This window comes from Geomonas terrae (assembly GCF_004791675.1).
Lineage (GTDB): Bacteria > Desulfobacterota > Desulfuromonadia > Geobacterales > Geobacteraceae > Geomonas > Geomonas edaphica.
In genome coordinates this window covers 893,920-916,871 of record NZ_SRSC01000002.1, presented here as the reverse complement: position 1 = coordinate 916,871, position 22,952 = coordinate 893,920, and the positions used below count along the sequence as shown (strand labels likewise).

20 protein-coding genes are annotated in these 22,952 nt (G+C 60.9%); 9 read left to right on the top strand and 11 right to left on the bottom strand.

Going from position 1 to position 22,952, the window contains the following annotated elements:
* Nucleotides 1-7 precede the first annotated feature (7 nt).
* The 5 genes from E4633_RS11180 (at nucleotide 8) to E4633_RS11160 (ending at nucleotide 6,683) form a co-directional block, all read left to right on the top strand.
* Nucleotides 8-217: a hypothetical protein gene (locus E4633_RS11180; protein ID WP_135870312.1), complete on the top strand. Its 210-nt coding sequence runs from the start codon at nucleotides 8-10 to the stop codon at nucleotides 215-217.
* A complete protein-coding gene (glnD, locus tag E4633_RS11175) occupies nucleotides 217-2,901 on the top strand; it encodes a [protein-PII] uridylyltransferase (RefSeq protein ID WP_135870311.1) in 2,685 nt (894 codons plus the stop codon). The genes E4633_RS11180 and glnD overlap by 1 nt, the downstream gene beginning before the upstream one ends.
* Nucleotides 2,901-3,779, top strand: coding sequence for a site-specific tyrosine recombinase XerD (gene xerD / locus E4633_RS11170; protein ID WP_135870310.1), 879 nt, complete (start codon nucleotides 2,901-2,903; stop codon nucleotides 3,777-3,779). The genes glnD and xerD overlap by 1 nt, the downstream gene beginning before the upstream one ends.
* A 157-nt stretch (nucleotides 3,780-3,936) precedes the next feature.
* The gene (locus tag E4633_RS11165) at nucleotides 3,937-5,136 is read left to right on the top strand and encodes a cofactor-independent phosphoglycerate mutase (RefSeq protein WP_135870309.1); all 1,200 of its coding nucleotides are present in this window, start codon (nucleotides 3,937-3,939) and stop codon (nucleotides 5,134-5,136) included.
* Between the two features lie 242 nt (nucleotides 5,137-5,378).
* Entirely contained in the window at nucleotides 5,379-6,683 is a 1,305-nt protein-coding gene (locus E4633_RS11160; RefSeq protein WP_135870308.1) for an aminotransferase class I/II-fold pyridoxal phosphate-dependent enzyme, read from the top strand.
* A 423-nt stretch (nucleotides 6,684-7,106) separates the two neighbouring features.
* Here the strand turns inward: E4633_RS11160 and lepB are convergent, their stop codons facing one another.
* Together lepB and lepA are read right to left on the bottom strand one after the other, a co-directional pair.
* The gene (lepB, locus tag E4633_RS11155; protein ID WP_135870307.1) at nucleotides 7,107-7,781 is read right to left on the bottom strand and encodes a signal peptidase I; all 675 of its coding nucleotides are present in this window, start codon (nucleotides 7,779-7,781) and stop codon (nucleotides 7,107-7,109) included.
* A 54-nt stretch (nucleotides 7,782-7,835) separates the two neighbouring features.
* The gene (gene lepA, locus E4633_RS11150) at nucleotides 7,836-9,635 is read right to left on the bottom strand and encodes a translation elongation factor 4 (RefSeq protein ID WP_135870460.1); all 1,800 of its coding nucleotides are present in this window, start codon (nucleotides 9,633-9,635) and stop codon (nucleotides 7,836-7,838) included.
* Nucleotides 9,636-9,869: 234 nt separating this feature from the next.
* Between lepA and E4633_RS11145 the strand changes: the two genes are divergently transcribed.
* The gene (locus E4633_RS11145; RefSeq protein WP_135870459.1) at nucleotides 9,870-11,165 is read left to right on the top strand and encodes an L-cysteine desulfidase family protein; all 1,296 of its coding nucleotides are present in this window, start codon (nucleotides 9,870-9,872) and stop codon (nucleotides 11,163-11,165) included.
* A gap of 83 nt (nucleotides 11,166-11,248) precedes the next feature.
* Here E4633_RS11145 and E4633_RS11140 read toward each other — a convergent pair whose 3' ends face one another.
* Complete coding sequence (locus tag E4633_RS11140; RefSeq protein WP_135870306.1) at nucleotides 11,249-12,892, bottom strand: methyl-accepting chemotaxis protein; 1,644 nt, start codon at nucleotides 12,890-12,892, stop codon at nucleotides 11,249-11,251.
* A 211-nt stretch (nucleotides 12,893-13,103) separates the two neighbouring features.
* Here E4633_RS11140 and E4633_RS11135 point away from each other — a divergent pair, with 211 nt between their 5' ends.
* Complete coding sequence (locus E4633_RS11135; protein WP_135870305.1) at nucleotides 13,104-14,213, top strand: putative NPN-dependent ornithine cyclodeaminase; 1,110 nt, start codon at nucleotides 13,104-13,106, stop codon at nucleotides 14,211-14,213.
* An 18-nt stretch (nucleotides 14,214-14,231) separates the two neighbouring features.
* Nucleotides 14,232-15,122, top strand: a complete 891-nt coding sequence (gene rocF / locus E4633_RS11130; protein WP_135870304.1) for an arginase — start codon at nucleotides 14,232-14,234, stop codon at nucleotides 15,120-15,122.
* 96 nt (nucleotides 15,123-15,218) lie between these two features.
* On the opposite strand, the gene E4633_RS11125 is transcribed toward rocF, so the two are convergent.
* From E4633_RS11125 to rsmD, 8 genes are all read right to left on the bottom strand, one after another.
* Nucleotides 15,219-15,623, bottom strand: a complete 405-nt coding sequence (locus E4633_RS11125; RefSeq protein WP_135870303.1) for a hypothetical protein — start codon at nucleotides 15,621-15,623, stop codon at nucleotides 15,219-15,221.
* Between the two features lie 55 nt (nucleotides 15,624-15,678).
* A complete protein-coding gene (locus E4633_RS11120; protein ID WP_135870302.1) occupies nucleotides 15,679-16,014 on the bottom strand; it encodes a hypothetical protein in 336 nt (111 codons plus the stop codon).
* 180 nt (nucleotides 16,015-16,194) lie between these two features.
* Nucleotides 16,195-16,737 carry a beta-class carbonic anhydrase gene (locus E4633_RS11115; protein ID WP_135870301.1) on the bottom strand — a complete coding sequence of 181 codons (543 nt, stop codon included), beginning with the start codon at nucleotides 16,735-16,737 and terminating at the stop codon, nucleotides 16,195-16,197.
* A gap of 111 nt (nucleotides 16,738-16,848) precedes the next feature.
* Nucleotides 16,849-19,098 carry an NADP-dependent malic enzyme gene (locus E4633_RS11110; protein ID WP_135870300.1) on the bottom strand — a complete coding sequence of 750 codons (2,250 nt, stop codon included), beginning with the start codon at nucleotides 19,096-19,098 and terminating at the stop codon, nucleotides 16,849-16,851.
* A gap of 70 nt (nucleotides 19,099-19,168) precedes the next feature.
* Nucleotides 19,169-19,732, bottom strand: coding sequence for a helix-turn-helix domain-containing protein (locus E4633_RS11105; protein WP_129125840.1), 564 nt, complete (start codon nucleotides 19,730-19,732; stop codon nucleotides 19,169-19,171).
* A gap of 313 nt (nucleotides 19,733-20,045) precedes the next feature.
* The gene (locus E4633_RS11100) at nucleotides 20,046-20,237 is read right to left on the bottom strand and encodes a DUF1858 domain-containing protein (RefSeq protein ID WP_129125839.1); all 192 of its coding nucleotides are present in this window, start codon (nucleotides 20,235-20,237) and stop codon (nucleotides 20,046-20,048) included.
* Nucleotides 20,238-20,339: 102 nt separating this feature from the next.
* Nucleotides 20,340-20,831 (bottom strand): pantetheine-phosphate adenylyltransferase, encoded by a 492-nt coding sequence (gene coaD / locus E4633_RS11095; RefSeq protein WP_135870299.1) that lies wholly within the window; start codon nucleotides 20,829-20,831, stop codon nucleotides 20,340-20,342.
* Nucleotides 20,822-21,403 (bottom strand): 16S rRNA (guanine(966)-N(2))-methyltransferase RsmD, encoded by a 582-nt coding sequence (gene rsmD, locus E4633_RS11090; RefSeq protein WP_135870298.1) that lies wholly within the window; start codon nucleotides 21,401-21,403, stop codon nucleotides 20,822-20,824. Before rsmD ends, coaD begins: the two co-directional genes overlap by 10 nt.
* Before the next feature lie 217 nt (nucleotides 21,404-21,620).
* Here rsmD and E4633_RS11085 point away from each other — a divergent pair, with 217 nt between their 5' ends.
* Nucleotides 21,621-22,769 (top strand): deoxyguanosinetriphosphate triphosphohydrolase, encoded by a 1,149-nt coding sequence (locus E4633_RS11085; protein ID WP_135870297.1) that lies wholly within the window; start codon nucleotides 21,621-21,623, stop codon nucleotides 22,767-22,769.
* Nucleotides 22,770-22,952 lie beyond the last annotated feature (183 nt).

The window sequence follows — 22,952 nt, the reverse complement described above, 5'->3', positions numbered from 1 at the left end:
TTTGCAGGTGCTGATCGTAATGCGCAAGACGGCCGACGAAAAGGCCCAGGAAGAGATCAAGTCGTACCTCATCGAACGCGGTTTCGACATCCACCAGTCCACCGGAGCAAACCGGGTCATCATAGGCGTCATCGGCGACACCGAGAATATCCCCGAAGCGGATATCCAGGCGTTTCCCGGCGTCCTGCAAGTGGTCCGCATCGCCAAGGAAGAGTGATGCGCCTCAACATAAACGCATACCTCTCGGAGTCGATGAAGGGAGACGGCAAGAGCTTCGAGGAGAAGCGCGGCGCCTACCTCGCGGCGGCGCGCGAATTTTTGGAGCATTTCCGGGAGGAGTCCAAGCGTTCGCACCGGGAGGGTGAGGACGGCATCTCCGTAGTGCAGTCGATAACGGCGATGACCGACGCCCTGGTGACGCGACTTTTCACCGCGCTCTCGGACGACCTGCAGATGCATAAAAGCGGGCAGCTGGCGCTCGTTTCGGTCGGGGGGTACGGCCGGCGCGAACTGAACCCGTACTCCGATCTCGACCTCCTCTTTCTTTACAGCGGGAAGGAGTCCAAGGTGGTCGAGGAGGCGGCGAACCGCCTGCTTTACTTCCTGTGGGACCTGCGCCTGGACGTCGGCTATTCGGTGCGCACCATAACCGACTGCGTGGAGATGGCGAATAACGACATCACGGTGAAGACGGCGCTGCTCGACGCGCGTCTTCTCACCGGCAGCGAGCACCTCTTCGGCGAGCTGAAGAAGATGATGGTCACCCAGGTGCTCGCCAAGAGAAGCGACGCCTTCATCGGCGAGAAGCTGGAGGAGTTGAGGAAGCGGCGTGAGAAGTACGGCTCCAGCGTCTACATCCTCGAACCCAACATCAAGGAAGGGGAAGGGTGCCTTAGGGACCTGCACACAGCGATGTGGGTCGCCAAGATCAAGTACAAGGTGGACGAGCCGCGCGAGCTGGTGATGAAGGGTGTCCTCTCCGAGGAGGAGATCGGCATGTACTACAGCTCGCTCTCCTACCTCTGGCGCATCAGAAACGAGCTCCATTACCTGGCCGGCCGGAAAAACGACCAGCTGACCTTCGAGGCGCAGATCTCCATCGCCCGATTCTTCGGCTATGAGGACCGAGAGAAGACCCTCGCCGTCGAACAGTTCATGCAGGACTTCTACCTCCACGCGAACCGCGTCGAACACTTCAGCTCGCTTCTCATCACCAAGTGCAGCCAGCGCGACGACTCCACCCGCAAGATCCTCGGCTACTTCACGCGCCGTCCCATCGGAGACGGGTTCTACGTCGTGAAGGGGGAACTCGTGGTCCCCGACGAGAGCGTGATCGAAAAGGATCCGGTCCGTCTCATCAAGATCTTCGAGCATGCCCAGAGGCAGGGGGTGGCCCTCGGACTCGCCACGAAGACCCTGATCAGGAACAACCTCGACCTCGTCAACGACAAATTCCGCCGATCCAAAGAGGCGAATGCCTCCTTCATAAACATCCTGCAGTCCGAGAAGAAGCTCTACGACACCCTGCAGCAGATGCACCACCTGGGCTTTCTGAACCGCTTCATCCCTGAGTTCGAGCGCATCTACTGCAAGGTGCAGCATGACGTCTACCACATCTATACGGTCGACACCCACACCCTCTTCGCCGTCGAGGAGATCGCGAAGCTGTGGCGCGGCGAGCACAAGGAAACCCTGCCGCTTCTGACCCAACTCGCCATGGAGGTCGACAAGCGCTGGCTTTTGCTCCTCGCCGTCTTGTTCCACGACATCGGGAAAGGGGGAGGGGGGGGACACGCTGAGATCGGTGCCGAACTCACGAAGACCATCGCCCGGCGCATGGGTCTCATCAAGGAAGATTCCGAAAGGCTGCAGTTCCTCGTGCGCCAGCATCTCCTTTTGGCCCACATCGCCCAGCGCCGCGACCTGCACGACGAGCGCATGATCATCCAGTTCGCGCGCCAGATGGAAAAGAGCGAGAACCTGAAGATGCTCTACCTCCTCACCTACGCCGACATAAAGGCCGTAGGGCCGGAGGTCTGGACCGAGTGGAAGGCGCTTTTGCTGCAGGAACTCTACGAGAAGGCGTTCACTGTGCTGGAGCGCGGGGACTTCAAACTGGAGGCGTCCGGCGAGCGCGTGCGCCGCGTCAAGCGGACCATCTTCGACCTTCTTGCCGACGACTATCCGGGGCAGTTCATCAAGGACGAGCTGCAGGCGCTCTCAACGAGGCATCTTCTCTCCTACGCCCCCGAGCTCATCGCGGGGCATGTGCGCATCCTGCTGGAGATGCCCAAGACGCAACTGGTGCTGCAGGTGTCGCACGAGGTGGACAAGGGATTCACCAATTGCACGATCTGCACCTACGACGTTCCCGGTCTCTTCTCTATGATCACCGGGGTTATGGCGGCCAACGGCATGAACATCTTAGGCGCGCAGATCCACACCAACAGGAACGAGAAGGCGCTGGACATCCTGCAGGTCAATTCGCCGCAGGGTTTCGTGATCACCGAAGAGAACCGCTGGGCCCGATTCGAATCCGATCTGAGGCAGGTGCTGGAAGGAAAGGTCCGGGTAGGGCAACTGGTGGCGAAAAGGCACCGCCCGAGCATCCTCACCGAGAAGGCGAAGCCGACCGTGCCGGCGCGCGTGGAGATCGACAATGAGGTCTCCTCCGATTACACGGTCATCGACATCTACGCTCACGACAAGGTGGGGCTTTTGTACAGCATCACCAGTACGCTGACGCGGCTAGGGCTCTACATAGGCGTCTCCAAGATCTCCACCAAGGTGGACCAGGTGGCCGACGTCTTCTACGTGAAGGACATCTTCGGCCACAAGATCTCGGATCCCGGCAAGCTCGAGGAGATCCGCAAGGAGCTCCTGGAGGCGGTTGACGGCTAGTGGACCGCTATCTCGACCTCTTCCTGCACTACCTCCTGGTGGAGAAGGGGGCTGCGGCGAACACGGTGGCGGCGTACAGCCGCGACCTCACGCGCTACCTTGCCCACCTGGGTAACCGGGAACCCGGGGACATCCGCCCGAGCGACGTGACCGGGTACTTAACGAGGCTCAAAGGGGAGGGGATCGCACCGAGAAGCCGGGCGAGGGCGCTTTCTGCGCTCAGAATGCTGCACCGCTTCCTGGTCCGCGAAGGTTACTGCGAGACGAACCCGACCGCCATCATCGAGGCCCCCAAGGGGGTGAAGAAGCTCCCGGCGGTCTTAAGCCCACGCGAGGTGGAGGCGCTGCTCGCCGCGCCGCTCGACACCGGCGCCATAGAGCTGCGTGACAAGGCGATGCTGGAGCTTCTCTACGCGACCGGGCTCAGGGTTTCCGAGCTGGTTGGGCTCAAGGCGAGCGACGTCAACATCTCCGCCGGTTATCTGATGACGATAGGTAAGGGTGACAAGGAGCGTCTGGTGCCGATGGGGGAGAGCGCTTGCCGTCATGTGCGCGAGTACCTCGGCCAGGCACGTCAGGAGCTTTTGAAGGAGAAGAGCTCACCGCTTCTTTTCATAAGCCGTCTGGGCGAGGGGATGACCCGGCAGGCCTTCTGGAACATCATCAAGAAAAGGGCGCTTCAGTCCGGGGTGAGAAGCGGTATCTCGCCGCACACCTTGCGGCACTCCTTCGCGACGCACCTTTTGGAGAACGGCGCGGATCTGAGGAGCGTGCAGATCATGCTCGGCCACGCCGACCTCTCGAGCACCCAGATCTACACCCACGTGACCCGGGAAAGGCTCAAGCGGCTGCACGAAAAGGTGCACCCCAGGGGATGAATAAAAGACTCAACGCAAAGGCGCAAAGGCGCGGAGACGCAAAGAGATTTCCGGTGTTACACCTTTTCCGGTTTCAACCTTTGCGCCTTTGCGGCTTCGCGTCTTTGCGTTAAAGAAGTGTTTCAGTTAACACCAATCACTTATAAGGATGGATGCTATGAAGTACGTGATATTGCTTGGCGACGGGATGTCGGATCACCCGGTCGGTGCACTGAATGGAAAAACGCCGCTGCAGGCGGCAAAGACGCCCAACATGGATTTCATGGCCAAGAGGGGAACGCTCGGGCTCGCGCAGACCGTGCCTGAAGGCTACCCCCCCGGCTCCGACGTGGCGAACCTCGCCATGTTCGGCTACAACCCGGTTGACTGCTACACCGGCCGCTCCCCCCTCGAGGCGGCAAGCATGGGGGTATCCCTCGGGCCGGACGACGTCGCCTTCCGCTTAAACCTCGTGCACCTCGAGCCGCGCGGCGGCAAGCTGATCATGGAAGATTACTCGGCCGGGCATATCTCGACCGCGGACGGCCGCGAACTGGTGGAGGAGTTGCAGCGCCATCTCGGCAGCGAGGAATTCTCCTTCCACCCCGGCGTCAGCTACCGTCACCTCATGGTATGGCATGGCGGCAAGACCCAGATCAAGATGACTCCGCCGCACGATATCTCCGGTCAGGACATCACCAGTTACATGCCGGTGGGAGAGGGGAGTGACCGCCTCATCTACCTGATGAACGCCGCGCAGCTGGTCTTCCACAACCACCCGCAGTACAAGCGCCGCGCCGAGAAGGGCGAGACTCCCGCCAACTCGATCTGGCTTTGGGGGCACGGCAAGGCGCCCGCCATGGATAAGTTCACCACCCGCTTCGGCCTCTCAGGCGCGGTGATCTCTGCCGTCGATCTCATCAAGGGAATCGGCGTCTACGCCGGCCTCGACATCATTAACGTCCCCGGTGCGACCGGCTACCTGGACACCAACTTCGACGGCAAGGCCCAGGCCGCGGTCGAGGCGCTCAAGGAACGTGACTTCGTGTTCGTGCACGTAGAGGCGCCCGACGAGGCGTCGCACTCCGGCAAGCTGGAAGACAAGATCAAGGCGATCGAACTCTTCGACGAGAAGATCGTCGGTCCGGTGCTCGAAGGGGTTAAGCAGTACGGCGCGTACCGCATCCTCTGCGCCCCAGACCATCCCACGCCGGTCGCCCTCATGACCCACACCGGTGAGGCGGTTCCCTTCGTGATCTATGCCGGTGAAGAGCAGGAGAAGGGGAATGTTGCCGGGTACGACGAGGTATCCGCCACCGCGACCGGCATCAAGGTCGACCCCGGCTACAAACTGATGGAGATGCTGCTGAACCGGTAGTAGCGGTCCCCTCGCCCTCCGGGAGAGGGGTAGGGGTGAGGGAGATGCCGGCAAGGAAGCGTGCTGCATGGGCAAAGGGGCCCGTTTCGCTGCCGTCAACATAAAATGAAATCGTCTTCCCTGCACCTTCACATTAAGCGTTGACAACCGCCTGGCGTCGGGTTTTAATGGCGAGTCTATGACCGCCCCGACCCACGGTCATGCCCCCGGGCGATATCACACTAAGCTTCAGGAGGAATTTGATGAATCCATTAGCCGCGGAGTTAAACGAGTCTCTGGCCCAGCACAGCCCCCACGTACTGGAGATGCTGTCCGATCTCGGCAAGAACCTCTTCTTCCCCAAGGGAATCCTTACCCAGTCGGCTGAAGCCAAGGATAAAGCCCACAAATTCAATGCCACCATCGGCATCGCCACCGAGAACGGCGGCCCGATGTACCTTTCCTGCATCCAGGACAAGCTGACCTCCTTCGATCCGAAGGACATCTTCCCGTACGCTCCGCCGGCAGGCAAACCCGAGCTGCGCTCCCTGTGGCGCGAGAAGATGCTGCGCGAGAACCCGAGCCAGGTCGGCAAGCACTTCAGCAACCCGATCGTCACCAACGCGCTCACCCACGGCCTCTCCATAGTCGCCGACATGTTCGTCGACAAGGGTGACCACCTGATCCTTCCGGACATGCTCTGGGGCAACTACAACCTGACCTTCGGCACCTGCTCCGGCGCCATCGTCAAGAAGTACCCGACCTTCACCGCGGCGGGCGGCTTCGACGTCGACGCGTTCAAGGCCGTCCTGAAAAACTCGGCAGAGGAGAAGGGGAAGGTGATCGTGCTGCTCAACTTCCCGAACAACCCGAGCGGCTACACCCCGACCGTCGCCGAAGGTGACGCCCTGGTCGCCGCCATCAAGGAAGTCGCCGAGGCCGGCTGCAACGTGGTCGCCATCACCGACGACGCCTACTTCGGTCTCTTCTACGAGGACAGCCTGAAGGAGTCGCTCTTCGGCAAGCTGGCCAACATCCACCCGCGCATCCTTGCAATTAAGCTCGACGGCGCCACCAAGGAAGAGTTCGTCTGGGGCTTCCGCACCGGTTTCGTCACCTTCGCCGACGGTAACGACTACGAGAACGCACCGGTCATGAACGCCCTAGAGAAGAAGGCGATGGGCATCATCCGTGCCCGCATCTCGAACTGCCCGCATCCGTCCCAGACCTTCGTCATCGAGGCGCTGCGTTCCCCGGACTTCCTCAAGCAGAAAGAGGAGAAGTTCGAGATCATGAAGGGGCGTGCGCTCAAAACCAAGGAAGTGCTCAACAGCGGCAAGTACGACAGCGCTTGGGATTACTACCCGTTCAACTCCGGCTACTTCATGTGTCTGAAGCTTAAGAACGTGGATTCCGAGAAGCTGCGTGTACACCTGCTTGAGAAATACGGCGTCGGCGCCATCTCCACCACCAAGACCGACCTCCGTATCGCCTTCTCCTGCATCGCCGAGGAGGACATCCCGGAACTGTTCGACATCATCTACAAGGGTGCACAGGATCTGGCTTAAAAGCTAACGGACGTTCAACGTTCAACGTTCGACGTTAAAAACTCAAAAGCCCCTGACGCTTGCGCGCAGGGGCTTTTTTCACGTCTTCGGGCCAGGTACGGCCTGCCGTAATGTCCACATATCTCCCACTATGATTGAGTGTCCACATACCCTCTCCCGGAGGGAGAGGGTTAGGGTGAGGGCGATGCTGTCCTGCAACATTTCACCCTCTGGCAACGCCCTCACCCGCCCTATGGGCACCCTCTCCCGCGGGGAGAGGGGATAAACACCGGGGGCTCCAGCATCTAGCCACGCCGAAGAACAAGAAAGGGCCCCCTGGTATTCAGAGGGCCCTTTTTGAGTTGAGGCTGCGAACGTTGAACGCTGAACGTTGAACGTTGAACGTTGAACGTTGAACGTTGAACGTTGAACGTTGAACGTGTTTTAGTTTATGAGTTTGCCGATTGCCCCCAGGCGCGGGCGCATCTTCTCGCTGTCCCAGGACCAGTACTTGATGAAGGCGAGCCCCTTGATCTTGTCCCTCGTTACGAAGCCCCAGAAACGGCTGTCGTAGGAACGGTCGCGGTTGTCGCCCATGACGAAGTAGGAGTTGGGGGGGACGGTGACCGGGTCCCTGAAATCCCTCGGGTTCATCTCCTTGGGGATGAGGTCCGCTTCCTTGTGCACCTCGTGCGGGTTGGCGTAAAGCTTCCCGTTCACGTAGACCCGCTTGTTCTTCACCTCGACCACGTCGCTCGGAACGCCGATGACGCGCTTGATGAAGTCCTTGGACGGGTCCTCAGGGTACTGGAACACGATGACGTCGCCCTGCTTCGGATCGCGCAGCTTGAGGATCTCCGTGTCGGTGAAGGGGATCTTGGTGCCGTAGATGAACTTGTTGACCAGCAGGTGGTCGCCGATGGCAAGGGTGTCCTCCATGGAACCGGAGGGGATCTTAAACGCCTGCACGATGAAGGTGCGGATCACCAGGGCGAGAAGGACCGCGATGATGATGGATTCGGCATACTCGCGGACGATGTGTTTCGCCTTGACGGGTTTGGTCGGTTTCGCTGCAGGCTCGGCGGGCTTTTCTTCGCAGACGTTCTTGTAATCTTCCATGTGCTGTTGCTTCCTTTTTGGATGATGGGAGGGCGTAAAACGTCCTCTTCGTGGCTACCCTTCGACTTTCAGGATGGCGAGGAACGCCTCTTGCGGCAGCTCCACGTTCCCGACGTTCTTCATGCGCTTCTTGCCTTCCTTCTGCTTCTCCAAAAGTTTCCGCTTCCTCGTTATGTCGCCGCCGTAGCACTTGGCGAGAACGTCCTTTCTCATCGCCTTGACCGTCTCGCGGGCGATGACCTTGGTCCCGACCGCGGCCTGGATGGCGATCTCGAACATCTGGCGCGGGATCAGTTCCTTCATCTTGGAGACGAGTTCCTTGCCGCGGTAGTAGGCCTTGTCCTTGTGTATGATGAGCGAGAGCGCGTCCACCACCTCGCCGTTGATCATGATGTTCAGGCGCTGCAGCTCGCTCTGGCGGTAGTTCAGGAGCTCGTAGTCGAGCGACGCGTAACCCTTGGTGATCGATTTCAGGCGGTCGTAGAAGTCGAGCACCACCTCGTTCAGCGGCAGTTCGTACACGACCATGACGCGGGTGGGCGTAAGGTACTTGATCTCGCGCTGCACGCCGCGCTTCTCCTCGCAAAGGGCGAGGATCCCACCCACGAACTCGTTCGGGACGTGGATCGAGGCGAGGATGAAGGGCTCCTCGACGTAGGCAATCTCCTGGGTCGGCGGGAGCTGGTTCGCGCTCTGGATGCTGATCATGCTCCCGTCCGTCATGTGCACGCGGTACACGACGGTAGGTGCCGTGGTGATGAGCTCCAGGTTGAACTCGCGCTCCAAACGCTCCTGGATGATCTCCATGTGCAAGAGACCGAGGAAGCCGCAGCGGAAGCCGAAGCCGAGTGCCAGCGAGGTCTCCGGGTCGTAGGAGAAGGAGGAGTCGTTCAGCTTGAGCTTGGCGAGCGCGTCGCGCAGGTTCTCGTACTGTGCGGTGTCGATGGGGTAGAGCCCCGAGAACACCATCGGCTTCACTTCCTTGTAGCCGGGGAGTGCCGCGTCGCAGGGGTTGTGCAAAAGGGTGACCGTGTCGCCTACCTTGGCGTCGGCGACCTCGCGGATCCCCGCGATGATGAAGCCTACCTCGCCTGCGGTGAGCGCCGGGGTCTCGCGCATGTCCGGGGCGAAGACGCCGGCCTTCAGCACCTCGTAGGACTTGCGGTTCGACATGAGCTGGATCTTGTCACCCTTCTTCAGGGTCCCGTCCACGATGCGCACCAGGATGATGACGCCTTGGTACTGGTCGTACCAGGAGTCGAAGAGAAGCGCCTTCAGCGGCTTGCCCGGGTCGCCCTGCGGCGGAGGGATCTTCTTAACGATCTCCTCGAGGATATCCTTGGTGCCGATCCCCTCCTTGGCGCTCGCGAGCACGGCGTCGTGGGTGTCGAGGCCGATGATCTCCTCGATCTCCGCCTTCACCCGTTCCGGCTCGGCGGCGGGGAGGTCGATCTTGTTCAGGACGACAAACACCTCAAGGTTGGCGTCGAGCGCCAGGTAGACGTTGGCGAGCGTCTGCGCCTCCACCCCCTGGGACGCGTCCACGACGAGGAGCCCCCCTTCGCAGGCGGTGAGGGAGCGGGAGACCTCGTAGGTGAAGTCCACGTGTCCCGGGGTGTCGATCAGGTTGAGGATATAATCCTTGCCGTCGTCGGCGCGGTAGTTGAGCCGGACGGTCTGTGCCTTGATGGTGATGCCGCGTTCGCGTTCCAGGTCCATCTTGTCCAGGAACTGGTCCTGCTTTTCACGGGAGGATACGGTGCCGGTGAATTCGAGGAGGCGGTCGGCGATGGTCGACTTGCCATGGTCGATGTGGGCGATGATGGAAAAGTTGCGGATGTGCTCGATTACCATATGGTCCTTTATCACGCGGAGATTAACTCATGAAGGATATAGAAGCGACCCGTAATTGTAAAGGGATTTCTGGTTCGCTAACCTTTGCCTGTTGGTCATATTTCCACACTCACTGTGTGGAAATGTTTTGCTTTTCCACCGCTGCTGAAGGTATAAAAGTGCCGTCGCGAAAACGTAGTTGTCATGCCGTTCGGCGCAGGCGTTGCGGCCATGAAACGAGTCGTGGGAGGGGATATGGGGATGTACCGTGAGGTGATAGAGCACGAGGTTTTTCCGGCGCTTGGGTGTACCGAGCCGATTGCCGTGGCTTATGCCGCGAGCCTTGCCGCCGCACAGCTGGAGGGAGAACTGGAACGGGTAGCGGTGCTCGCCGACCCCGGCGTCTTCAAAAACGGCTTCGCCGTCACCGTGCCTGAGACCGGCGGACTCAAGGGGAACGTCATCGCCGCGGCACTCGGGGCGCTCGTCGCCCGCCCTGAACTCAAGATGGAGATACTCTCCGGCGCCTCCGAGGAACTGCTGCGACAGGCGAAGCTCCTCGTGGAGCGGGGCGAGGTCTCCGTCTCTCTCGCCGGAAAGGAGGGGGGGCTGCACATCGATGTCACCGTCCACCGGGGGGGAGGCGTGGCGCGCGCCGTGCTCTCCGGCGGCCACACGAACCTTGTACGGTTGGAGCGCGACGGGGAGGTCCTCGTACAGGTCGAGCGCGACTCGGCTGGGGAGGAGAACCACCGCTACCGCGCCGAACTGAAGGAGATGACCCTTTCAAGCCTCATATCCCTGCTCGACGAGGTGAATGACGACGATCTCGCCTACCTGAAGCGCGGCGTGGAGATGAACCTGCGCATAGCGGAGGCGGGGAAGGCGCTCACCAAGGTGGGGTACTACGTCGAGGAACTGGTGCGCAAGGGCTTTTTACTCTCCGACGTTGTCTCTTCGAGCAAGATCCTCACCGCTTCCGCATCGGACGCCCGCATGGCCGGGCTTTCCTTTCCGGTCATGTCCAGCGGCGGTAGCGGCAACCAGGGGATCGTGGCGATCCTCGTCCCATATAACGTGGGGCTCTTTTTCCGGATCCCTGAAGAGACCATCCTCAAGAGCATCGCCCTGTCGCACCTGGTTAACGCCTACATCAAGTGCCACACCGGGGACTTAGCGCCCATCTGCGGCTGTGCCATCGCGGCGGGCGTGGGCGCGGCCGTTGCCATCGTCTACCAGCAGGCTGGTGCGGACATAGAGAAGATGAACCTCGCGGTGAACACCATCATAAGCGACATCGGCGGTATGCTCTGCGACGGGGCTAAGGGGGGATGCGCCTTGAAGGTGGTGAGCTCGACCGACGCCTCGATCCGTGCCGCCTACATGGCCCTGTCCGGGCACGGTATCACCGAGGAGGAGGGGTTCGTGGGTGCGAGCGCCGAGGAGACCATCCGTAACCTGAGCCGGATCACCGACGACGGCATGTCCCTCGCCGATGACACCATGTTGAGCATCATGCTGGAGAAGAGGCGCGGCGCCCCGCGAGGGTAAAGAAAAGGCGGCCCGCACTTTCGCGCCGGCCGCCTTCGTGTCGTCGTCTTCCGCCTGGGCGGCGGCTTCCCTGGGTAAGCCGATCAGGCGAGCCTGAACTGCCCCACCAGGCGCTGCAGGTCCTGCGAGAGTCCGGCCAGGTGGCTCGCCGCGGTGGCGCAGGTCTGGGCGCCCCTCGAGGTGTCCTGCACTACTTCAGTGATCTGCAGGATGTTGTTAGTGATCTCGCCGGTGGTGGCGGTCTGCTCCTCGGCAGCGGTGGCGATTTGGTTAACCTGCTCGGTTACCTCGCTGATCTGCCGCAGTATCTCCTCAAGCGATTGCCCCGATTTCGATGCCTCCCTGGTTCCGCTTTCCACCTCGCGAACCCCTTCCTCCATGGCGGAAACCGCCGCCTTGGTCTCGGACTGGATCGACTTGATCATCTCGCCGATCTCGCGGGTGGCGCGGGTGGTACGCTCGGCAAGTGCCCGCACCTCGTCGGCCACGACGGCGAAACCACGTCCCTGTTCACCGGCGCGTGCCGCTTCGATGGCCGCGTTGAGTGCGAGGAGGTTCGTCTGGTCGGCGATGTCCTCGATGGTGCCGATGATGGCGCCGATCTGGTCGCTCCGCTCGCCGAGCCCTTCGACGGTGGAGGCGGAGGACTTAACCTGGGTGGCGATCCGGTTCATGACCTGCACGGTCTGCTCAACGACCATCCGGCCGTCCCGCGCGCGGCCGGTCGCCTCCTCGCCACCGGTCGCGGCCCTGTGGCAGCTCTGTGCGATCTCGGAGGAAGTGGCCGCCATCTCTTCGCTTGCGGTCGCCACAGTGCCGGTCTGTGCCGCCACCTCTTCCGCGCCGGTTGCGATCTGCTCCGAGGTGGAGTGGAGCTGGTTTGCTGCCGCGGCGACCTCGTGGGAGTTCTCGACGACCTTGCTCAGCGTGTCGTTAAGCTTCCCGGCCATCTCGTTCACTTCCGCGGCCAGCATCCCCATCTCGTCCCGGGTATCGATGTTGGAGCGGGCGGTCAGGTCGCCCGCCGCCACCTGTGCCAGGGTGTCAAAGACCTTTTTTAGCGGCACGCTGATCGAGTTCGCGATCAGGTACCCCACCAGTGCCATGAACAGTGCTGCCACGAGGGCCAGCACCACGAGGAAGACCTGTGAGGCGTGGTAACCGGCGAGGTCCTTTTTGTATGTGTCCACCGCCTCCTTGGAGTTGAAGGCGACGAGGTCGGAGACCGCGGCGGCCGGGCTCTTGTAAAGCGGGGCTACCGATTCGGTGGCGAACTTTACCGTCGCCCTGCGCGCCTCGACGTTACCCAGGGAATCCTGGCTCATCTGCTGCAACTTGCTCCCCTGGACGAGGTACTGCTCGTACCCCTGTTTGAAGAGTTGGATCAGCTCTTTCTCCTTGGGCTCCAGGTTGAACTTCTGGAACTTGGCCTGCCCCTCCTCGATGCTCTTCTTGCGTTGCGCAAGGTCGTCGGCTTTTTCCTTTATGAGCGCCGGGTCTTCCAGCAGCATCATGTAAACCAGGTCCAGCCTGATGGCGAGCAGGTCGTTTTTCAGGTTGTTGATGATCTCGACCTGGCTTACAGAGTCGCTCATGTCGTGTTCATTGCCCGCCATAACCTTCATCTTCTGCAGTCCGGCGCCGACGATGGCTAACAGGGTGACGACGGCGATGGTGACCAGTACTAGACACTTCGTTTTTACTTTCAGGTCCATCCAGAATTTCATGCTTGGCTCCTTCATGCTGTCAGGTTAATGTTCTGTAGCGGCAGCATCTCCACATACTGGTCTAATCGGCGCTTCGTCTGAATACTTGAATGTATTGGCGATTAGTATTGTCTAAGCAGGGGTGCAGGCGGCAGCCGTTGTAACTGAAGGATGGCATGCTACAGTTTTCGCTGGCAGCGGCCTGCCCAAATGAGAGTGAAGGAGCGTGCATATGTCAGACAGAAGTGGCGTTATCCCTTCCTACACCCCGCCGGAGTTCCGTCGTCCGAAGCTCGCTGCGGCACCTGCGGCGAAGGTGGTCCCCGCACCTGCGGACGGCGTCCTACCGGAGAATTTCCACGCCACCTCGAACCACCCGGAATACGTGCATCTGGGGGGAGGGGAGTGGCTTCTTGCCCCTGAAAGCCGCATGGACTGCGTCATCGTCCTCTCCGGAAGACGTCTCGAGGTGGTCGAGCCGCGTCTGGTCAAAAAGGGAGACCAGGTGCTGGTGGGGCGGACCGAGAACGGCGAGGAGGGGATCTACCTGCACATCGGGGGATTTCTGAACCTATCAGAGCCTTTCGCCGACAAGTTCTCCTTCAGAAGCCGGGGGACCCGTGAGACCCCGTTCTCCCGCTCTTACGACGAGCTGTACCAGGTGCTGCGTCACGACCGGGATCACGGTTACATCGTTTGGGTGCTGGGACCGGCGGTCGCCTTCGACATGGATTCGCGCAACGCCATGCAGGGGCTCTTCGAGGCGGGATACTGCCACGCCCTTCTTGCCGGCAACGCTCTCGCAACCCATGACCTCGAGGCGGCCCACTTCCGCACCGGTCTCGGGCAGAACATATATACCCAGGCCATCATGCCGATGGGGCACTACAACCACCTCGATATCATCAACCAGGCGCGTATGGCCGGAGGGATCCCGCAGTTGATCGACAAGCTGAGGCTTGACGACGGGGTCATGTGCGCCTGCGCGCGGAAGGGGATACCCTACGTCCTCGCCGGCTCGATACGCGACGACGGCCCTCTTCCCGGGGTGATCCAGGACGCGTACCAGGCCCAGGATGCCATGCGGGTGCATGCCCGCAAGGCGACCACCGTGCTCGCCATCGCGACGCAGCTCCACTCCATCGCCTTCGGCAACATGGTGCCCAGCTACCGTGTCGAGGCGGACGGATCGGTGCGCCCGGTCTACTTCTACGTGGTGGACATGACCGAATTTTCCGTGGACAAGCTGGCAAACCGGGGCTCGGCGCAGGCGGTAGGGCTTTTGACCAACGCGCAGGACTTCGTCGTAAACCTCTGGAACCACCTGAAAAAGCAGGGATAGCCTGTAAAAGGAATGATGATGGAGAACAGCGTCAGGATGATAGGGGTCCCGGTTGACCTGGGACAGGAACAGCGCGGCGTGGACCTGGGGCCCGGTGCGCTTCGCTATGCCGGACTCGCGGCGCGCCTCTCGGGGCTTGGGTATCTGGTCGAGGACATGGGGAACCTTCCGGTTCCGGTCAGGGACGTCCTCGGCGCGGAGCGGGAGCAGCGTTACCTCCCCTCGATCACGGCGGTGTGCGAGACCGTTTACCGGGCGGGGGCGAGCGCCGTGGCGCAGGGGTATCTTCCCATTTTCATGGGGGGGGACCATTCCATGTCGGTCGGGTCCATAGGCGGGGTCACCGACGAGCATCCTGCCGCGGTGATCTGGGTGGACGCTCACGCCGATTTCAACACGCCGCAAAGTACCATAACAGGCAACATCCACGGCATGGCGCTCGCCGCACTTTTGGGTGAGGGGTTCCCCGAGCTGGTCGACGTGGGACGCCCCGGCCCCAAGCTGCACGCCTCCGACATAGTCATCATAGGGCTTCGGGAGCTCGATCCGCAGGAAAGGGTGCGCCTGCGCGAAAGCGGCATCATGGCCTACACCATGCGCGACATCGATGAACGCGGCATGGCGGCGGTGGCGCGCGAGGCGCTGGGAAGGCTTGCCCACAGGACGCGGCTGCACGTGAGCCTCGACCTGGACGGGCTTGATCCCCTCGAGGTGCCCGGGGTGGGGACAACGGCACCCGGCGGCATCACCTATCGGGAGGCGCAGCTGTTGATGGAGATCATCGCCGACTCCGGCCTTTTGAGCTCGATGGATATCGTCGAGATCAACCCGATCCTCGACAACAGTAACCGCACCGCGAAAATCGCCGTCGAGCTTGCCGCCTCGGCCTTCGGCGCGGCCATCCTGTAAAGCGCCGCTCTTTTACTTTGCGCCAAAAAAGAAAAGCCTGTCCGCAGCGGACAGGCTTTTCTTCGTTCAATCGCTGGGCGGCTTACCCGGGGTGGATCAGCTCTTAGGTGGAGCCTGTTGCGGTGCGATATCGTGGTGTTTCACGACCTTCAGCTTTCTCGCCACGAAGACGTAGCCTGCCGGGAGTTTCTGGAACTTGCCGCTCGCCTTTATTTCATCGCCGATCACCGGCTGCTCTCCGCCGGGGCACTTCACCGGGATGTAGAGTTTCTCGCAGCCGGTTTTGCACTCCGCCTCCTTGGTATCCATGATGCCGATCACGGACTTGTCGTACTGGGAGGAGCCGGCCATAACGCCGGTGATGGTGATGGTGCCGGTGTGCGTTTTCGGGCTACCCACTTCGTTTACCCCGATCGTCTTTCCCTCGAATACCTTTACCATCATGAAGATCAAGGCCGCTCCGAGGAGGACCGATATTGCGGTGATTGCTACCTTTTGCATGCTTTTCTCCTGAGTAAGTTGGTTGCGCGCGCGCCGAAGCGATGCTCCGTAGGTTTCAGGCCGTCTCGGGTGGGTAGTCTATGCTGCGCACAAAGGAGCTCAGGGGATGCCGCTTCGGCGGGAGCAGGGGGAGGGGAGCCGCGTCAACGGTAACGCGGGCAACGGAGATGGAAGTCTGCAGGATCATGGTGATGCAGGCGAAACAGTGACAGTCGGGCGAGGCGCCGTGCCCTGCACCTGGGACGGGGTGGTCGTCGCAGCCGCTGTCGAGGCAGGAGATGCCAGGGGCCTGTTGCGCCATGGCGGCCGCGGTGGCCGTCAAGCCGCTCAGGGTCAAAACAGAGACCATCAGTATTAAGATGGCAGCTATGCGGAGTGTTCCTCGTTTCACGCCGAACACTTTATGAAGTTTTATCTTATTTTGCAAGCTCAAAACTGGCGCGTTCAGTCGTGAAAACCGCGCCTTTCCGGCTCTTTGAGTATGCACGCCTGGGTGGGTGCCGACAAAAAGAAAAGACCCGCATCCCTCAGAGAGAGAGCGGGCCTTTTGAGTCGGTCACCGTCGTCAGGCTCAGTAACCGGAGACGATGACTTCCAGGTGCCCGTCGTTCGGGCAGAAGATAAGGCCGTGCACCGGCACGTCCTTCGGGATGAGGGGGCTGTTGCGGATGATCGAGGTGACCCGCTCCACGTTTTCTTCCGGGCAGCTGAAGGCGCCCACCCACTGGCCGAGATCCGGGTCGAGGCCTTCGATGGCGGCGGGATCGACACCGCGCTCCACCATCTTCTGCTTGAGCAGGTCCACGTCCACCGACGCCATGCCGCAATCCTTGTGGCCGATCACGAAGATCTCCTCGACGCCTAAGAGGAACACGGCGGCTACGAGGCTGCGGATCACGCCGCCGTTGGGGTCGACCAGGGTATTGCCGGCGTTCTTGATCACCTTTGCGTCGCCGCGCTTGATTCCCATGGCGGGTTCGAGGAAATCGACGAGCCTCGTGTCCATGCAGGTGAATATGGCCAGCTGTTTCTTGGGATCTTTTGGAAGGGGGGGGAACGCGCCAGGTCTGACGAACTTATTGTTGTTGTCGAGAACTTTTTGGAGAAGAGACATTGGTTTCGGTTCCTTGGTTGTCGTTTGTGCAAAACACTTTTCTAAGCCCAAAGTCCCTGCAAGTCAAGGAAAAGAGACCCCCGCCCGGTATACGGGCGGGGGCGTGCGTGTCTAGACGTTCTGCACATCGACCACGGCGATGGCGGCCATGTTGACGACGTCGTTCACGTCGTCGCCGCGCTGCAGCACGTGCACCGGCTTGTTCATCCCCATGAGGATGGGACCGATCGCCTCGGCGCCTCCCAGACGGCGCAAAAGCTTGTAGCAGATGTTGCCGGAGTTTAAGTCCGGGAAGATGAGGACGTTCGCCGGGGTCTTCAGTTTCGAGAAGGTGAACCCTTCGAGGAGCTCGGGGACCACCGCGGTGTCCGCCTGCATCTCACCCTCGACGATGAGGCCGGGGGCGCGCTCCTTGACGAGTTCGACGGCGCGCTTCACCTTTCTCGTCTGCGGGTGGTCCACCGAGCCGAAGTTCGAGAAGGAAAGCATGGCGATTCTCGGCTCGATGCCGAGCATGGCGACCTTTTCTGCCGCAAGGATCGCGGTTTCGGCGAGCTCCTCTGCGGTCGGGTCGATGGTTACCGTGGTGTCTGCCAGGAAGTAGACCTCCTTCTTGAACACCATCATGTACAGGCCGTGCACGCTGGAGAGACCGGCCTGCTTGCCGAGCACCTGCAGCGCCGGGCGGATCGTCTCCGGGTAATGCGTGTCGATGCCGCCCAAAAGGGTGTCGGCGTGCCCCTGCGCCACCATCATGGTCGCGAACTGGACTCGCGACTTTCTGCGCATGATGCGCTGGCACTCGGTGAGGGTGAGTCCCTTTCTCTGGCGCCGGCGGTAGAGCTCCTGCGCGTACGACTCGGTGTGCTCCGACTCGGTCGGATCGACGATCGGTACGTCCAGGTCGAGGTTCAGCTCGTCCATCTTCTGCAGGATCTTCTTTTTGTCTCCGACGAGGATCGGCTGCGCGATTCCCTCCTCGACGAGGGTCTGGGCCGCGCGCAGGATCTTCTCGTTGTCACCCTCGGGGAAGACGACCTTTTTCGGGTCGCTCTTCGCCTTGTTGATGATCATGCGCATGACCTCTTTGGATTTGCCCTGCGAGCACTCGAGCTGCTCGATGTATTTCGCCATGTCCTCGATCGGCTGGCGTGCGACGCCGGTGTCCATGGCCGCCTGGGCGATCGCCGGTGCCACGTGCAAAAGGACGCGCGGATCGAAGGGCTTCGGGATGATGTAGTTGACCCCGAAGGTGAACTTCTCGTTGCCGTAGGCCTTGGATACGGAATCGGGCACTTCCTCGCGGGTAAGCTTCGCAAGCGCATGCACGGCGGCCAGCTTCATCTCCTCGTTGATCGCGGTGGCACGGACGTCGAGGGCGCCGCGGAAGATGAAGGGGAAGCCGAGCACGTTGTTCACCTGGTTCGGGTAGTCGCTTCTGCCGGTCGCCATGATGACGTCGCCGCGCACGGCGTGCGCCTCTTCCGGGGTGATCTCCGGGTCCGGGTTCGCCATGGCGAAGATGATCGGGTTTGGCGCCATGCTCCGGATCATCTCGGGGGTGAAGGCGCCTTTGGCGGAGAGCCCGAAAAGGACGTCGGCCCCGGCCGCGGCCTCTTCGAGGGTGCGGAAAGGCGTGTCGGCCGCGAAGAGCTCCTTGTAGGGGTTCATCCCCTCGACCCGCCCCTTGTAGATGACACCCTTGGTGTCGCACATGATCATGTTGTTCGGTTTCACGCCGAGCGCTATGGCGAGCTTCGCGCATGAGTTCGCCGAGGCGCCCGCCCCGTTCACCACGATCCTGATCTCCTCGATCTTCTTGCCGGTCAGCTGCAGCGCGTTCAGAAGGGCCGCGGAGGAGATGATGGCGGTGCCGTGCTGGTCGTCATGGAAGACCGGGATGTTCATGGTCTTTTTGAGCGTCTCCTCGATGTAGAAGCACTCCGGCGCCTTGATGTCCTCGAGGTTTATGCCGCCGAAGGTGGGCTCCAAAAGCTGGCACGCCTTGATGATCTCGTCCGGGTTCTCCGTGTTCAGCTCGATGTCGAAGACGTCGATGTCGGCGAAGCGCTTGAAGAGGACACCTTTCCCCTCCATGACCGGCTTGCCGGCGAGAGCGCCCAGGTTACCGAGCCCGAGAACCGCGGTGCCGTTGGACACCACCGCGACCAGGTTTCCCTTGGCGGTGTACTTGTAGGCGTCATCCGGATTCTGCTGAATGGCGAGGCAGGGCTCGGCGACCCCGGGAGAGTAGGCTAGCGACAGGTCCGCCGCGGTCTGGCACGGTTTGGTGGCGATGACTTCGATCTTGCCCTTCCTGCCGCTGGAGTGATAGTCCAGTGCCCCTAACTTTTTGCTCATGTAAGTCCTCCTTTGACCCATTGGGTGAGCGGCTGCCCGCCATTGAAACGGTCTGCTTCCGGTTATGCCTCTACTTGGTGACCACGACCAGCACCTTGACCTCCTTGCCGTCGTGGCTTAGGAGCCGGTGTCCCATGCTCGATTCGAAGTAGAGGGAATCCCCCTCGTGCAGGGTGATCTTGTTGTCGTCCAGGATGAAGTCGGCGTTTCCCCGCATGACGTAGATGAATTCCTCGCCGTCGTGGCTGTAGGTGTTCGCCTCGGGCGCCTTTTCGGTCAGGGTGACCATGAAGGCGTCCATCTTCTTGTTCTGTTTGTAAAAGGAGAGCGATTCGTAGAAGTACCCCTGCTTGGTACCTTCCTTGGAGATGACGCGCGGCACGATGTGGCGTTCGCCGGCGCGGACGACCTCGAACTTGCGGTCGTCCTCGTCCTCGCTGAAAAGCTGCGCAAGCTTGATGTCGAAGAACTTGGCGATCTTGGAGAGCGTGGCGATCGGCGGGGAGACGTTATCGTTCTCGATCTGCGATATGAGTGCCGGCGAGAACCCCGTCTCCGTGGCCACCGCCTGCAGGGTCAGTTTTCTCGCAAGGCGGAGTTTCTTCAGTCGCGGACCGATGTTGTATTCTGACATTCGCCGTTCCTCTACATAATAATCCAGTGTTTTACTTCGGCTAAAATTATTCAGTTTTGGTAAAAAGTCAATTCAATAATGAACTGGTAGGTAAATTTAATCTTTCGGCTAAGGTTGCGTCGATACTGGAGCGGGCGACATTATGGCATCACAATGTAGGTGGTGTCTAGGGGAGAAGTGGTGTTTACCGGGATTTAAAATGATGTTTATTGAAGGTGAACAGGGGAAGTGTGGAAGCGCCGGATATGACGAGGCGGAGATCCTCCGCCTCCTCTTGGGTGGCTAGCGGCGTCGTCGCGAAGCGAGGCGGGACTTAGGAGATGCAGCGGTTCAATTCGGCGAGCAGTGCGTCCAGGTTCACCTTGTGCACCGTCGCACCATGTTCGAGCTGCTCGAACTCGGCGATCTGGCAGTCGTAGCAGTCCAGGCCGTAGCGTTCGAAGACGGGAAGGGTCTGCGGGTAGCGTCTGAGGATGTCGCTGATGGTCATCTCCTTGCTGATCATGTTTTCCTCCCGATGGTCCTTGGCTCGTTGAAAGCCTGGTAATAAAAAAGGCGCCGCTCAACGCAAACGCCTCTTATCAGTGTATCGCAGCCGCCCTCCCGGTCACCGCGCCGGCCTGAACTTCTCGTCCAGGGCGTTTTTCACCAGGGGCGGCACCAGCTTGTCCACCGGGCCGTTCAGGTGGCTCACCTCTTTCACGATGGAGGAGGAGAGGTAGCTGTAAGGGACCGAGGTCATCATGAAGAGGGTCTCCACCTCGCGGGTGATGTTGCGGTTCATCTGGGCCAGCTGGAATTCGAACTCGAAGTCGGAGACGGCGCGCAGGCCGCGGATGACCACGGTGGCGCCCGCCTGGCGCACGTAGTCGACGAGGAGCCCCTCGAAGGTTTCCACCCTTGCCTGGGGGCGGTCCTTGAGGATCTCGGTGAGCATGTCGATCCGCTCCTGCACGGTGAAGAGCGCGTTCTTCTCGGAATTGCGGGCGACGGCGACGATTACGCCGTCGAAGATCTTGAGGGCCCGGTCGATGATGTCCAGGTGCCCGTAGGTCACGGGATCGAAGGAACCGGGATAGACAGCTACTCTCAGGGGCACGTTTCACCTCTGTCTGTAATGGTCAGGAAGGAGAGGGCGGTGTCGCCGTAGATGCGGCGCTCGCTCTCCTTTAGCCTGCCGAAGCGCGTGGGTACATCCTCTTTTACCGAGAACTCGGCGATGACGGTGGTGCCGCCGTCGACGACCGGCGACTGCGCGAGCAGCTCCAAAAGCCTCTGCGTGTGCCCCTCGCCGTATGGGGGGTCGAGAAACACGAGGTGGAACGGGGGCTCCCCGCGCGAGAGCCACTTGAGCGCGGCGCCTGCCTCCTGCACCACGACCCTCGCGTGCTCCGCAAGCCTCGTCAGCTCCAGGTTCTTGCGGACCAGTTCCGCGGACTCGCGGTGCGCATCGACGAAAAGGGCGAACTCCGCGCCTCGTGAGAGCGCCTCGATGCCCAGGTTTCCGGTGCCGGCGAAGAGGTCGAGAACCCGCATCCCGGTCAGGTCGCCAAGGCGGCTGACGAGGATGCTGAAAAGCGCCTCCTTCACCCGGTCCGCGGTCGGCCGCACCCGCATGTTCTTGGGCGCTGTCAGCTGGCGCCCGCGCGCGCTCCCTGCGATCACCCGCATGAGGACCACCACAGGTCTTGATACATCATGGCCTCTCCTTCGGGCGTTTTCGTGGTGCGGCTTACCTTTGATCCGGACGTTTCTTCCGGTTCTGACAGTATGTCGCACGCAGCTCTATTAGCACGATGCAACCACCGCGTCAATCAACTTTGCTGTTGACACTGTCGGCGACCAGTATATAAATTACGTACTTTTAGCTGATTCAGCAGGGGGGCGGATGAGAGACGGCATTGCCATGGAGCGCACCGATCTGGCCAGTTACGCGGCCACGAGCGCCACATCCCGAGGGCGGCGCTACCAGGAGGAGTTCAGGGACAACCGTCCCGCCTTCGAGAGGGACCGCGACCGCATCATTCACTGCGCGGCGTTCCGTCGTCTGGAGTACAAGACCCAGGTCTTCGTGAACCACGAGGGGGACTATTACCGCACCCGGCTCACCCATTCCCTCGAGGTGGCCCAGATAGGGAAGGGGATCGCCAGAAGGCTCGGTCTCAACGAGGAGCTGACCGAGACCCTGGCGCTTGCCCATGACCTCGGGCACACCCCCTTCGGCCACACCGGCGAGGAGGTGCTGAACCGGCTCATGGAGGGGTGCGGCGGCTTCGAGCACAACCTGCAGTCGCTTAGGGTGGTCGACGAGCTCGAGGAACGCCATCCTGGCTTCAACGGGCTGAACCTTTCCTGGGAGGTGCGCGAGGGGATCGTGAAGCACTCCTCGCAGTACGACACCCCCTGCGCGACCTATGCCGAGTTTCTTCCCGGCGTGGTACCCGCCATCGAGGCGCAGCTCATCAACTTCGCCGACGAAATCGCCTACAACAACCACGACATAGACGACGGATTGAAGTCCGGTTACATCAACCTGAACCAGCTGAAGAAGGTCGATCTCTGGAACGAGGTGCACGAGCGGATCCTCGAGAAGTATCCCTCCATCGACGTCGATCGCGGTGTCTGCCAGACGGTGAGCGCGCTCATCGGCGTTCTCATCCTCGACCTCGTCGAGACCACCGCGCAGAACATCGAGAAGCTCGGGATCAGGACCCAGGAGGACCTGCGCCGCGTGAACCTCCAGGTGGTCTCCTTCAGCCCCGCCATGGCCGAAAGAAACGCGGCGCTCAAGCGCTTTTTGTTCCAGAACCTCTACCGCCACTATAAGGTGGAGCGGATGCGGGTGAAGGCAGAGCGTTACCTGGCCGAGCTGTTTGAGGTCTACCTGAAGCACCCGACGCTTCTCCCCCAGAAACACCAGGTGAAGATGGAGCGGGAAGGGCGCGAGCGGGTCATCTGCGACTACATAGCAGGCATGACCGATCGCTTCGCCCTTGACGAGTTCAAAAGGCTCTTCGAACCCTACGAGCGAGTCTGACTCTATACCTACGCTTGCAGGCAGCGCTCCCCGTGTCATAGGGGAGCGCTGCCGCCTCTCCTGCCTCTCTTTTCACATCCACGCACCCCGCTGTGACAGTAAAAAAATCACGTTCCTACAAAGACATAGCCTTGCAAACCGCAACGATTGTGTCACATTCTTTTCAAGATCCACACTCTCCTT

What these genes read in the sequence shown, in the direction of transcription:
- lepB (WP_135870307.1), bottom strand. Translation starts at nt 7,781, where the DNA reads ATGGAAGATTACAAGAACGTCTGCGAAGAAAAGCCCGCCGAGCCTGCA.
- E4633_RS11085 (WP_135870297.1), top strand. Translation starts at nt 21,621, where the DNA reads ATGAGAGACGGCATTGCCATGGAGCGCACCGATCTGGCCAGTTACGCG.
- E4633_RS11140 (WP_135870306.1), bottom strand. Translation starts at nt 12,892, where the DNA reads ATGAAATTCTGGATGGACCTGAAAGTAAAAACGAAGTGTCTAGTACTG.
- E4633_RS11110 (WP_135870300.1), bottom strand. Translation starts at nt 19,098, where the DNA reads ATGAGCAAAAAGTTAGGGGCACTGGACTATCACTCCAGCGGCAGGAAG.
- rocF (WP_135870304.1), top strand. Translation starts at nt 14,232, where the DNA reads ATGGAGAACAGCGTCAGGATGATAGGGGTCCCGGTTGACCTGGGACAG.
- E4633_RS11125 (WP_135870303.1), bottom strand. Translation starts at nt 15,623, where the DNA reads ATGCAAAAGGTAGCAATCACCGCAATATCGGTCCTCCTCGGAGCGGCC.
- E4633_RS11160 (WP_135870308.1), top strand. Translation starts at nt 5,379, where the DNA reads ATGAATCCATTAGCCGCGGAGTTAAACGAGTCTCTGGCCCAGCACAGC.
- E4633_RS11100 (WP_129125839.1), bottom strand. Translation starts at nt 20,237, where the DNA reads ATGATCAGCAAGGAGATGACCATCAGCGACATCCTCAGACGCTACCCG.
- lepA (WP_135870460.1), bottom strand. Translation starts at nt 9,635, where the DNA reads ATGGTAATCGAGCACATCCGCAACTTTTCCATCATCGCCCACATCGAC.
- E4633_RS11105 (WP_129125840.1), bottom strand. Translation starts at nt 19,732, where the DNA reads ATGTCAGAATACAACATCGGTCCGCGACTGAAGAAACTCCGCCTTGCG.
- E4633_RS11165 (WP_135870309.1), top strand. Translation starts at nt 3,937, where the DNA reads ATGAAGTACGTGATATTGCTTGGCGACGGGATGTCGGATCACCCGGTC.
- E4633_RS11145 (WP_135870459.1), top strand. Translation starts at nt 9,870, where the DNA reads ATGGGGATGTACCGTGAGGTGATAGAGCACGAGGTTTTTCCGGCGCTT.
- glnD (WP_135870311.1), top strand. Translation starts at nt 217, where the DNA reads ATGCGCCTCAACATAAACGCATACCTCTCGGAGTCGATGAAGGGAGAC.
- E4633_RS11115 (WP_135870301.1), bottom strand. Translation starts at nt 16,737, where the DNA reads ATGTCTCTTCTCCAAAAAGTTCTCGACAACAACAATAAGTTCGTCAGA.
- E4633_RS11135 (WP_135870305.1), top strand. Translation starts at nt 13,104, where the DNA reads ATGTCAGACAGAAGTGGCGTTATCCCTTCCTACACCCCGCCGGAGTTC.
- rsmD (WP_135870298.1), bottom strand. Translation starts at nt 21,403, where the DNA reads ATGCGGGTGATCGCAGGGAGCGCGCGCGGGCGCCAGCTGACAGCGCCC.